The sequence below is a fragment of the Burkholderia sp. LMG 13014 genome (assembly GCF_905232215.1).
Lineage (GTDB): Bacteria > Pseudomonadota > Gammaproteobacteria > Burkholderiales > Burkholderiaceae > Burkholderia.
This window is the reverse complement of sequence record NZ_CAJNKE010000161.1, coordinates 1-11,438: the sequence shown is the minus strand read 5'-3', so window position 1 is coordinate 11,438 and position 11,438 is coordinate 1. Positions and strand designations below refer to the sequence as shown.

Here is an 11,438-nt window from a genome sequence, read left to right as displayed (position 1 = left end):
GCGCGGCACGGATAGCACCGGCGGCCGCGCGTCGAGATCGGGCGCGTCGTGCATCGTCGCGCGTATCTCGGCCGACGTGATGCCGCTCGCGAGCAGCAGCGCGACGATCGCGCGATTCCGGCAGTCGGCCGGCGTGTCGTCCGGTCGAGGCTGCACATGGCGCTGCAGCGCCGCATCGGCATCGGGCGGCAGGTAGCACGGCTCGGGCTCGCCGTCCGGCCATGCGAGCGCGCGCGTCGCCCGGCCGGCCGGATGGATCGTGCGCACGCCGGCTTCGACCAGATGCCGGCCCAGCCGGTCGATCAGCTTCGCGTAGCGCACGCGGGTCGACGTGCCGGGCGCGCAGGTGCGCTCGAGTTCCGTCAGGAAGGTCGCGACATGGTCGGGACCGAACGTGGCCAGCGATACGCGCTGTGCGATCAGATGGCGCAGGAACCGTTCGAACATCGCCACGTGCTGCACGACCGATCGCGGCGCGAACGGCCGGCGATCGGCACCGGTCGCGGCGGTTTCCTGCCACGCGCGGTAGGCGCCGACGGGGTCGAGAATCCAGCGATTCGTGTCCATGCACGATTTATATCTGGAATGCGGAGGCTCCCGCAATCGTTCGGATGGTCAGCGCGCTGGCTGCCCCGACGCAACCGGCGTGTCAGAGCGCGACACGCGTGTCGTCGATGTCGTCGATATGCATCGCCCGGTAAGCGAGCAGCAGCGTGTCGAGGAAACGGAGCGCGGCCGGCACGCCGTTCCATTGCTTCGACATCAGCATCCCAAACCCTCCGTGGCCGGCCGACATGAACCCGACCACCCGACCCGTCGCGTGCGGATGCCGGGCGTCAGGCCGGCGATCGCAAATGAACCGGCTGCGCGGAGCGTGATATCGCCGGCATGCGGCAGCGCGCACTGGTGCCAGTCGTCGACATTACGCGTCGCGCGAAGGCGAAGAAGCCGCAATCGCAGTTGTGCTTACCTGTTCGCTCAGCCGCACCAATGCAGCGAACGTCGGTTCTGTCGCGATGGCCGCCATGCCGTTGCCTCGCACGATCTGCACCAGTGAACCGAAATGACGATACAGGTTTGGCACCATGATCGATGCAAGACCGACGACGCTCGCGGTTGCGAGCGTGTACTGGTTGGCGCGCAGGTGTAGGTCGATGCTGACGAGCAACCGGATGCCCATCACGCCGATCATCGCGAATACGACCAGCGCGGTGTTGCCGACCACGGCGGCCGGCATCGCATACGCAAGCCTCGCGAGCGTCGTGACCAGCGCGATGACGATGTTCCCCGAGCGCTTCTCCGAGGCGATCGATGCGACAAAGAGCGGCTTCGCGCGCGGCGGCCGGACCGCCGGCAACCGCCGTCGGTCAGCCAGGTAACGACGTAACGACACCGGCCGCGCGAGCGCATCGCACTGCGATGCAGTGCAACACGCGCCCCCGCACGCGCGGGCAGTGTCGTTGCGCGTGCAACGTCCGGTCGCATTACGTCATTTCCTTATTGCGAAAAAATTTTTGTTCATGGGACTATCGAACGCGTTGCCGGCGCACCGAGGGGGTCGCAGGCAGCGTGATGTCCATCGCAACGACCTACAAGAACATCGGCAGACAATGAACAGAACAGCGATTTTTCCGTATGCGTCCGCGTTGCTCGCGGCCGCCCTGTTGACGGCATGCGGCGGCGACGTCGAGAACGAAGCAGGCCGCACGCCGACACCTTCCACCGATGCGAGCTGTCTCGCGGTCGACAACAGCGGCGCGACGGTCGTGGTCGGCTCGAACCAGCCGGGCGACCCGTCGCTGCCGGAAGCGTCGTCGGGCTATCGCACCGGGATGAAGCCGGTCTATGCGAAGACCTATCTGGTGGCCACGTCGAACGCGTACGCGAGCGCGGCCGGTTGCGCGGTGCTGAAGAAAGGCGGTACGGCCGCCGACGCGGCGGTCGCCGTGCAGGCCGTGCTCGGACTGACCGTGCCCGAAGCGACGGGCCTCGGCTCGGGCGGCGTGCTGCTCTACTACGATGCGCGCGGCAAGACGCTGCAGGCGTATGACGGCCGGGAAACCGCGCCGGCCGCCGCGACGGAGAACTACCTGCGCTACGTCGACGACGCGACCGACCAGTCCGCGCCGCTGCCGAACGCACGGGCGAGCGGCCGCTCGATCGGCACGATCGGCGTGCCGAGGCTGATCGAGGCGCTGCAGCAGGATCACGGCCGGCTGCCGTGGCAGAACCTGTTCGGCGATGCGATCACGCTCGCAACCAACGGCTTCCCGATCGGTGGCCGGCTCGCCGACGCGATCGCGTCGAACGCCGCGAACCTGAAGCGCGACCCCGAGGCCGCCGCGTATTTCCTGAACGCCGACGGTTCGCCGAAGACGCTCGGCACCGTGCTGAAGAATCCGGCGTATGCGCGCACGCTGACGCTGATGGCGCAGTCGGGCGCGAACGCGTTGTACACGGGGCAGATCGCGCAGGACATCGTCGCGAAGATCGCCACGACGAAGGGCGCGGACGGGTCGACGCTCACGCCGGGCAAGACGACCGTAGCCGACCTGGTCGCGTACCAGGCGAAGCGTCGCGAGCCCGTGTGCACGACCTATCGCAGCTACTGGGTGTGCGGGATGCCGCCGCCGTCGTCGGGCGGCATCGCGGTCGCGTCGGCGCTCGGCATTCTCGAGAATTACGACCTGAAGTCGCTGAAGCCGACGGCAATCGATCTCGAAGGCGGCAAGCCGACCGTCGCGGGCGTGCACCTCGTCACCGAGGCGGAGCGGCTTGCGTATGCCGATCGCGACAAATACGTGGCCGATACGGATTTCGTGCCGCTGCCGGGCGGCACGTGGAATACGCTGCTGAACAAGCCGTACCTGAAATCGCGCGCGGCGCTGATCGACCCGACCAAGAGCATGGGCACCGCGCAGCCGGGCAATCTCGGCGCGGTGCCGCTCGGTGTCGACACGACGCTGATCGAGCACGGCACGAACCAGTTCACGATCGTCGACGGCGACGGCAACGTGCTGAGCGCGACGACCACGGTCGAGTCGAGCATGGGTTCGTTCCACATGACCAACGGCTTCCTGCTGAACAACCAGCTGACCGACTTTTCCGCGAACCCGGTCGACAGCGCGGGCAATCCGGTGGCCAACCGCCTGCAGCCGGGCAAGCGGCCGCGCAGCTCGATGGCGCCGACGATCGTGTTCGGTCAGGCCGCGGACGGCTCACGCGGCGATTTCGTGATGGCGACCGGCTCGCCGGGCGGCGGCACGATTCCGCAATACGTGGTCAAGACGCTCGTCGGTGCGCTCGACTGGGGCCTCGACGCGCAGCAGTCCGCTGGGCTCGTCGACTTCGGCGCGAGCAACAGCCCGACGACCACGATCGGTGGCGAGCATCCGAACATCAACACGGCGAACAACGGAGCGAACGATCCGCTGATCACGGGGCTGCTCGCGCTCGGGCACAAGGTGTCGACGTCCGCGCAGGCGAGCGGCGTCAACACGGTGATGCGCGTGACGGTCGGCCAGTCGCCCGCGTTGCAGGGCGGCACCGATCCGCGGCGTGAAGGCGTCGTGCTCGGCGATACGTTCCGGCCGTAACCCGGCACGACGCACACGGCCCCGAACTGCCGAACGGCAGTCGGGGCCGTGTTGCTTTATGCGACCGCACCCGAGTGCCGAACTCGATGGGCGTGCAGGCGGGCGGAAGTTATCGAAGAACCTGCTGCTCAGCAGGATCGAGCCGGCTTTCCGGCTCGACGCGCCGAATATCCCGGCATAGGGGTCAACCCTCGAACATATCGGCTCACCGGGTTACGTGGCCGGAACTCTGCGCCGTTCCGCGCACCGCGGCTGGAAGGCTGCACATTTAGACAGCCCCTAACCCCCGGTTTCGCACAATCAAATTCCGAGCCGTTTTTGGCGTAGGCAACCTTCGTTCACTCGTGCCTGGCACGGGTGTCTCACGACGGTGGCGGCCAATGACCAAGGCATGCCCCACATCGAAGCCTGCTCTTTGGAGATGGTTATGAATGGCCGGAAAATATTGAATGGGATGAGTGCGGCAATCGGCGTCGGCGGGGTGGCGCTACTGTATGCCGCATCGGCAAGCGCGAGTCTCAACGTTGCAGTCGCAGGACCGATGACGGGCGAGTACGCATCGGGTGGCGAGCAGTTCAGGAAGGGCGCCGAGCAGGCGGTGAAGGACATCAATGCGGCCGGCGGCGTTCTGGGCCAGCAACTGAACCTGATCGTCGGCGACGACGTATGCGATCCGAAGCAGGCGGTGTCGGTCGCCAACGACTTCGTCAACAAGAAGGTCGCGTTCGTCAACGGCCACTGGTGTTCCAGTTCCACGTTACCGGCATCCGACGTATACAACGACGCACAGATTCCCGAGATTACTGTCTCGACGAACCCGAAGATCACGGAGCGCGGAATCAAGGGCTTGTTCCGTATTACCGGGCGCGATGATCAGCAAGGCTCCGTTACGGCCGCTTATATCGCGGACCACTTCAAAGGCAAGAAGATTGCCGTCATCGACGACAAGACCGCATACGGCGGTGGCCTGGCCGATGAAATCGCAAAAGGACTCGCGGCAAAGCAGACGCCTGTCGCGTTGCGTCAGTCCATCACGGCAGGTGAGCGCGATTATTCCGGGTTGATCAGCAAGATGAAGGTCGCCGGTGTGCAGGTTCTGGCCTACGGCGGCTATTACCAGGAGGTTGCGCTGATCCTGCGCCAGGCCGCGCAGGCTGGTCTCGATCTGACAGTGATCGGCGGTGACACGCTCAGCAACAACGAGCTGGTCAATGCCGCAGGCCCGCAGATCAACAAGGTGCTGTTCACGTTCCCGCCCGATCCGCGCAAGAGCGCTGCTGCATCGAAGGTGGTCGCTGCCTTCCGCGCGCAAAAGATCGAACCCGAAGGCTACATGCTCTATTCCTACGCGGCCATGCAGGCATACGCGGATGCCGCAAAGCGTGCGAAGAGCACCGACTACGCCGCGGTCGTGAAGCAACTCCATGACGGTACGTTCGATACCGTCGTCGGTCAGCTGAAGTTCGATTCGAAAGGAGATCTGAAGAATCCGGGCTACGTCGTCTACAGATGGAACGGCAACAGCTACGACTACGTCAAGTGATGCGGACGGCAACGCATATCGCATGAAGGGCGCGGCGGCCCGCACGGGGCGGGCTGCCGTGCTGCAACGAGATGTATCGGAGAAGCTATGAGTCAGGCGTTACAGCAGCTGATCAACGGTTTGACCTTGGGGGCGATATACGGTCTGATCGCAATCGGCTATACGATGGTCTACGGCATCATCGGCATGATCAACTTCGCTCACGGAGACATCTACATGGTGAGCGCGTTCATTGCCGTGACGTGCCTTACGCTGCTCACTTCGGGTGGCGTTTCCTCAGTGGTGCTCGCTATTGGCGTGACGCTGATTGTCGCGATCGTGCTGACGTCCGCGTTCGGCTGGACGGTCGAACGGGTCGGCTACCGCCCGCTGCGCGGCTCGAATCGTCTTGCGCCGCTGATTTCGTCGATCGGCCTGTCGATCTTCCTGCAGAACATGGTGCAACTCACGCAGGGCGCACGCGTGAAGTCGGTTCAGCCTGTCGTTACGGGCGGAATCAACATACCCATGGGCGGCGCGGGTCACGATGTCTATCTGTCGAACATCCAGATCCTGATCGTCATCGTGACGATTGCGCTCATGGGTGCATTCACGTTGTTCATCCACAAAACTTCATTCGGCAGACAGCAACGCGCGTGCGAACAGGATCAACGGATGACGCGATTCCTGGGTTACGACGCGGATCGCATCATTTCCGTGACGTTCATGATTGGCGCCGGACTTGCGGCTGTCGCCGGCGTGATGGTCACGCTCTATTACGGCGTCGTCGACTTCTCGATCGGTTTCATTGCCGGCATCAAGGCATTCACGGCGGCGGTGCTCGGTGGTATTGGCTCGATCCCCGGCGCGATGCTGGGCGGCGTCATTATCGGCCTGATCGAGGCGTTCTGGTCCGCTTATCTGTCGCCGGAATACAAGGACGTGGCGACGTTCGTGATTCTGATCGTGTTCCTGATGTTCCGGCCGTCCGGGCTGCTCGGCCGCCCAGAGGTGGAGAAAGTCTGATGAGTACGACGATGTCCAAGCAAGTCAATCTTCCATTTCGCATTCGCGATGCGCTGGGCGCAGCGATTGTCGCCGCAGTCGTCGGGCTGCCGATGCTCGGGCTCACGACGCACGATGGCTCAGGCGGTCTTCAGGTGCAGACCCGTTGGCCGTTGCTCGGTGCGTTTGTGATCGCCGCGTTTGTTGGGCGCATGGCACTGCAGTGTCTGCTGGAATATGCAGCGAATATCAGGAAGAGTCGCGTTCAGAAGGGCAAACAGGCCGCGGTGTCCTCGTCGAGGCTGACTTGGATCGGGACGTGTGCCGTCGCATTCGCGATCGTGTTGCCGGCGATGTTCTCCGGCAATCGCTACGTGGTCGACACGGCGACGACGGTGCTGATCTACGTGATGCTCGGCTGGGGACTGAACGTGGTTGTCGGTCTCGCAGGTCTGCTCGATCTGGGATACGTCGCGTTCTATGCGGTCGGGGCTTATTCGTACGGATTGCTGTCGACCCATTTCGGTCTCGGATTCTGGGAAGTCCTGCCGATCGCGGGCGGCCTCGCCGCCGCTTTCGGGATGATCCTCGGCTATCCGACGCTGCGGTTGCGCGGCGACTATCTCGCGATCGTCACGCTCGGCTTCGGAGAGATCATCCGGCTCATACTGATCAACTGGGGTGACGTTACCGGTGGGCCGAACGGTGTCTCTTCGATTCCGAAGCCGACGTTCTTCGGGCTGCCGATGCAAGCGTCGGCGGACGGTCCGACCTTCTCGAGCCTGTTCGGCATCGAATACTCCCCGCAGCAACGGATCGTGTTTCTCTACTACCTGATCCTGGGGATGGCGCTGCTGACGAACCTGTTTGTTTCCCGCCTGCGCCGGCTGCCTATCGGTCGGGCATGGGAAGCGATCAGGGAGGACGAGATTGCTTGCAAGGCGATGGGGCTCAACGTAACGAACATCAAGTTGTCCGCGTTCGCGATCGGAGCGATGCTCGCCGGATTTGCCGGTGTGTTCTTCGCTGCCCGCCAGGGCTTCATCTCTCCGGAGAGCTTTACGTTCTCGGAATCGGCCACGATTCTTGCGATCGTCGTCCTCGGTGGCATGGGCAGCCAGCTTGGCGTCGTGTTCGCGGCCGCCGTGCTCGTCGTGCTTCCTGAGCTCGGACGAGATTTCTCTGAATATCGAATGCTGTTGTTCGGTCTTGCGATGGTATTGATCATGATCGTCCGGCCCGGTGGGCTGATCAGTCACCGTCGCGCAACGATTACAGCACCTGCGGAGGGCAAATGATGGATCCGATGACGCCGCTGATTTTTGAAAGCGCCCCCGCCGGACGGGGTCGGTGCGAATCGCCTGCCGAACGCGGACCGCTGCTGCACGTCGAAAACATCGTGATGCAGTTCGGCGGGCTTCGCGCGATCGAAAATATGTCGATGACCGCGCGCGCCGGCGAGGTGACCTCGGTCATCGGTCCGAATGGCGCAGGCAAAACGACGTTCTTCAATTGCCTGACCGGTTTTTATAAGCCAACGTCGGGCGCGATTGCCCTGGAGCATCCCACGCGCGGGAAGTTGCGCCTGGATGCGATGCGAAACGCGGACGTTGCACGTGTCGGACAGGTGGTACGGACCTTTCAGAACATCAGGCTCTTTCCGCGCATGACCGTTCTCGAGAACCTGATGATCGCCCAGCACAACGCGCTCCAGAAGGCGTCGCGCTTTTCGATTTCCGGTGCGCTGAACCTGCGAGGATATCGCTCTGCCAGCCGCGATGCCGTTGCGAAGGCAATGGAATGGCTCGAGCGACTCAATCTGCGGGACCTTGCCGACAAGCCGGCAGGCGACATGCCGTATGGTGTTCAGCGTCGCATCGAGATTGCTCGCGCTATGTGCGCTGATCCGATTCTGCTTTGCCTCGACGAACCCGCTGCCGGGCTGAATCCGCGTGAATCCGCAGCATTGACCGCGCTGCTTTCGTCTCTTGCTCGGGACAGGGGTATCGGCGTGTTGCTCATCGAGCACGACATGAGCGTGGTCATGAAGGTCTCAGATCACATCGTCGTGCTCAATCACGGCAAGAAGATTGCCGAGGGCACCCCTGCCGAGGTGAAGGCAAATCCTGACGTGATTGCTGCCTACCTCGGCGAAGAGGAAAGCGAAACATCGGACCAGCCGGCCTGACTACGCGAGGAATTCTTTCATGCTCAAGATTTCGGAATTGTCCGCGCACTATGGCAGCGTGCAGGCATTGCATCACGTCAACGTCGAGGTGAACGAGGGTGAGATCGTCACGTTGATCGGTGCGAACGGCGCTGGCAAGTCGACGCTGATGAACACGATCTTTGGCTATCCGCGCGCGAGCGGCGGTTCGATCGTGTTCGAAGGACGCGACATCACCAAGCGGCCGTCGCACGAGATCGCGAAATTCGATATCGCGATCGTCCCGGAAGGGCGACGTATATTTCAGCGTATGACGGTGATGGAGAACCTCCTGATGGGGGATACATCCCGGGATCGGCAGACGTCGCAGGACATCGAGCGAATGGTCGGGATGTTCCCGATTCTCGGCAGCCGGGCATCCCAACGTGCCGGAACGTTGTCCGGCGGCGAACAGCAGATGCTGGCGATCGCACGGGCGTTGATGTCGCATCCGCGACTGCTGCTGCTCGACGAGCCGTCGCTTGGCCTGGCGCCGATCTACATCAAGAAGATCTTTTCGGTGATCCGCGAGCTCAACACGCAGTATGGGATGACGATCCTGCTCGTTGAGCAGAATGCTCATCATGCACTGCGAGTCGCGCATCGGGGGTACGTCATTCAGCACGGGCACATCGCGCTCGAAGGAGACGGGCCTTCGTTGCTGGCGGATCCGGCCGTGCGTGCGGCGTATCTGGAGGGCGATACAGTGCAGCTCGACGCGGCGTGACCGATCGCACCGGGGCCTGGGGCGCCGGTGCCGGTCAATCGGCGGGGCGACGTAGCAGTACCGACTGCCCCGTCGATTGTGCGGGACTCCGTGCGGCCGGGTATTGCCAATTCAGACGAATCGAAGCACAGCAATCAATATGCTTTGGCTTGCATCGCTCGACTGTGCAAAATTCCGCAAAAAGTTACCGCTCTGTCACAAGACGGCTGCCGAGAACCGGTTCAGAATTGACGCCAATAGATCGGAGCTACGGCGCTCCGGTGTTCATGTCGGACATGTGTCCCGATCGATCTTGACGGAGTAAGAACATGAAGGTGCTGATCGTCTTTGCCCATCCCGAACCGAAGTCGTTCAATGGTGCGTTGAAGGACAAAGCTGTCGCGACGCTGACCGCGCTCGGGCACGAGATCCGCGTGTCGGATCTGTATCAGATGAAATGGCGGCCGGATCTCGGTCTGGATGATTTCACCGGCCCGCGGGCGAACCCCGATTATCTGGACCTGTCAGCCGAGCAGGAACACATGTTTGCGACGTCGCAGTCGACGCCGGATGTGGCCGCCGAGCAAGAGAAGGTGCTTTGGTCGGACCTGATCATTTTCCAGTACCCGATGTGGTGGTTCGGCATGCCGGCGATCCTGAAAGGCTGGGTTGATCGCGTGATGACGCGTGGCTTCGCGTACGCGACCGGGCGCAAATACGATACCGGCATGTTCAAGGGGCGCAAGGCGATGATCTCGACCACGACGGGTACGGCGTCGAGCCTGTACGAGCCGGATGGCGTCGACGGCGACATCAACCACCTGCTGTGGCCGATCCATAACGGGATCTTCAAGTACCTGGGTTTCGACGTGCTGCCTCCGCACGTGTCGTGGATGCCGGCGCGCGTGTCGGCTGAGGAGCGGGCGGCGTATCTGGCGTCGTACGGAGAACGGCTGCGAACGCTCGAGCAGACGCCGTCGCTGTTCTTCCATCCGTTCGAAGACTACGGTACCGACCAACGTCTGAAGCCGGGTGTGATCGCCCGGTCGGGCTTCCAATGGAACCCGGGCGCGGGACAGAGCCGGGAAGAGGCGGCGGACCAATTTACGGCACCGAACGTCGCCAAGTTTGGCTGAATGGATGGACGGGAGCGACGGGACGCATTCCTGTCGCACTACCCCACCTGCTTTCCTTTCGTATTTCGACTGGTGTCACCATGAGCAAACCCGACATTTTCCGGAAGCTGCATCACGTCTGTATCGTTGTTCGTGACATGAATGTGGCCACTGCGTATTACGAATCCGCGGGTATCGGCCCGTGGACGGACTTCCCGCCTCTCGATGCGTTCAAGCTCGACGGCTACGATCGCGATGCCTTTCTGAAGCTGAAGTACAAGTTCGCGAACGTCGACAACGTCCAGTTCCAGCTTTGCGAACCGGGTGACGGTGACACGCCGCAAAAGCGCTTTCTGGAAAGCCACGGTGAAGGCGTGTTCCATCTCGGGTTCGCGGTTCCGGACGTCGACGCAGCGGAAGCCGTTGCAACCGGGGCGGGTATCGCGGTACTCGGTCGCGGGCGGTTGCCGGACGGCAGCGGTTTCACGTACTTCGATACGGCGAAAGCAGGCGCAGGCGTCAATCTTCAGGTTCGCGCACGAAAAGAGTAAGACTCGGCCATTCGGTGTCGCGTGTCGACCCGCGCACACTTGTGCTCCTGGCTACGACGATGGGGCCATCCGATCGGTGCCGGAATTGATCGGCACGGAACGGAGACATTCGTCCTTGGTGCCGCCCGACGGGCGGCACGTTTTTTTATCCTTTCAGGAAACGCGGCGGCATGTTCGAATGTCGTTGTACCGTTAGATCGTATCCCCTCCCACCTCCCTTGCCGTCGCGACTGACCAATGTAGCGCGCGCGTACTTCACGCATGGAGTGATCCGATGATCCGTCACGAACTCGATAATCCGTTTCTCGAAGCGTTGGGTGCGACCTTGACCGAATGGCAAGACGGATTTGCGGAGATCGCGATGCCGATCAGCGCGACGCATCTGAATCGGCAACGCGTGTTGCAGGGTGGTGCCGTCGCGACGCTGCTGGATGCTGCCTGTGGTTATGCCGGGCTGCACAGTGAGTCGGGCGAAACGGTTCACGGCTTCACGCTGTCCTTGACGATCAACTACCTGGATCGGGGCATCGGGCAGCAGGTCGCGGCCAAGGGCATTCTCGAGCGTAAAGGCAAATCGATCTACTTCTGCCGCGGTGAAGCATGGGTCGACGGTCGCATCCTGATCGCTACCGCACAGGGGACATTCAAGTACGCACGTTAGCGTCGGTCTCTTGCTTGCCGGAGAGATTGGTCGATTCGATTGCCTGGAGGCCGAGCTGTAAAAACCGAGGTGTGCT

The 11,438-nt window shown here is 62.6% G+C and carries 10 protein-coding genes and 1 pseudogene; 9 read left to right on the top strand and 2 right to left on the bottom strand.

Annotated features, from left to right (window positions below):
- Positions 1-567: pseudogene (locus tag JYJ84_RS17520) on the bottom strand (site-specific integrase); the annotation flags it as partial.
- Positions 568-922: 355 nt separating this feature from the next.
- A complete protein-coding gene (locus JYJ84_RS17515) occupies positions 923-1,393 on the bottom strand; it encodes a solute carrier family 23 protein (RefSeq protein WP_374102109.1) in 471 nt (156 codons plus the stop codon).
- A 217-nt stretch (positions 1,394-1,610) separates the two neighbouring features.
- Here JYJ84_RS17515 and JYJ84_RS17510 point away from each other — a divergent pair, with 217 nt between their 5' ends.
- The 9 genes from JYJ84_RS17510 to JYJ84_RS17470 all read left to right on the top strand — a co-directional run bounded on the left by JYJ84_RS17510 (position 1,611) and on the right by JYJ84_RS17470 (position 11,362).
- Positions 1,611-3,596, top strand: coding sequence for a gamma-glutamyltransferase family protein (locus JYJ84_RS17510; RefSeq protein WP_175223606.1), 1,986 nt, complete (start codon positions 1,611-1,613; stop codon positions 3,594-3,596).
- Positions 3,597-3,987: 391 nt separating this feature from the next.
- The gene (locus JYJ84_RS17505) at positions 3,988-5,139 is read left to right on the top strand and encodes a branched-chain amino acid ABC transporter substrate-binding protein (RefSeq protein ID WP_226220087.1); all 1,152 of its coding nucleotides are present in this window, start codon (positions 3,988-3,990) and stop codon (positions 5,137-5,139) included.
- Between the two features lie 87 nt (positions 5,140-5,226).
- Complete coding sequence (locus tag JYJ84_RS17500; protein WP_175223605.1) at positions 5,227-6,144, top strand: branched-chain amino acid ABC transporter permease; 918 nt, start codon at positions 5,227-5,229, stop codon at positions 6,142-6,144.
- Positions 6,144-7,421 (top strand): high-affinity branched-chain amino acid ABC transporter permease LivM, encoded by a 1,278-nt coding sequence (gene livM, locus JYJ84_RS17495; protein ID WP_122950254.1) that lies wholly within the window; start codon positions 6,144-6,146, stop codon positions 7,419-7,421. Before JYJ84_RS17500 ends, livM begins: the two co-directional genes overlap by 1 nt.
- Positions 7,422-7,525: 104 nt before the next feature.
- Positions 7,526-8,311, top strand: coding sequence for an ABC transporter ATP-binding protein (locus JYJ84_RS17490; protein ID WP_236027660.1), 786 nt, complete (start codon positions 7,526-7,528; stop codon positions 8,309-8,311).
- A gap of 19 nt (positions 8,312-8,330) precedes the next feature.
- Positions 8,331-9,056 carry an ABC transporter ATP-binding protein gene (locus JYJ84_RS17485; RefSeq protein WP_122950255.1) on the top strand — a complete coding sequence of 242 codons (726 nt, stop codon included), beginning with the start codon at positions 8,331-8,333 and terminating at the stop codon, positions 9,054-9,056.
- A gap of 308 nt (positions 9,057-9,364) precedes the next feature.
- Positions 9,365-10,171 carry an NAD(P)H-dependent oxidoreductase gene (locus tag JYJ84_RS17480; protein ID WP_122950256.1) on the top strand — a complete coding sequence of 269 codons (807 nt, stop codon included), beginning with the start codon at positions 9,365-9,367 and terminating at the stop codon, positions 10,169-10,171.
- 80 nt (positions 10,172-10,251) lie between these two features.
- On the top strand, positions 10,252-10,701 hold the full coding sequence (locus JYJ84_RS17475) for a VOC family protein (RefSeq protein WP_122950257.1): 450 nt from the start codon (positions 10,252-10,254) through the stop codon (positions 10,699-10,701).
- A 274-nt stretch (positions 10,702-10,975) separates the two neighbouring features.
- Positions 10,976-11,362, top strand: coding sequence for a PaaI family thioesterase (locus JYJ84_RS17470; RefSeq protein ID WP_122950258.1), 387 nt, complete (start codon positions 10,976-10,978; stop codon positions 11,360-11,362).
- Positions 11,363-11,438: the final 76 nt, after the last annotated feature.

Coding starts and splice junctions, on each gene's coding strand:
- JYJ84_RS17510 (WP_175223606.1), top strand. CDS start 1,611: ATGAACAGAACAGCGATTTTTCCGTATGCGTCCGCGTTGCTCGCGGCC.
- JYJ84_RS17505 (WP_226220087.1), top strand. CDS start 3,988: ATGCCCCACATCGAAGCCTGCTCTTTGGAGATGGTTATGAATGGCCGG.
- JYJ84_RS17500 (WP_175223605.1), top strand. CDS start 5,227: ATGAGTCAGGCGTTACAGCAGCTGATCAACGGTTTGACCTTGGGGGCG.
- livM (WP_122950254.1), top strand. CDS start 6,144: ATGAGTACGACGATGTCCAAGCAAGTCAATCTTCCATTTCGCATTCGC.
- JYJ84_RS17490 (WP_236027660.1), top strand. CDS start 7,526: ATGCAGTTCGGCGGGCTTCGCGCGATCGAAAATATGTCGATGACCGCG.
- JYJ84_RS17485 (WP_122950255.1), top strand. CDS start 8,331: ATGCTCAAGATTTCGGAATTGTCCGCGCACTATGGCAGCGTGCAGGCA.
- JYJ84_RS17480 (WP_122950256.1), top strand. CDS start 9,365: ATGAAGGTGCTGATCGTCTTTGCCCATCCCGAACCGAAGTCGTTCAAT.
- JYJ84_RS17475 (WP_122950257.1), top strand. CDS start 10,252: ATGAGCAAACCCGACATTTTCCGGAAGCTGCATCACGTCTGTATCGTT.
- JYJ84_RS17470 (WP_122950258.1), top strand. CDS start 10,976: ATGATCCGTCACGAACTCGATAATCCGTTTCTCGAAGCGTTGGGTGCG.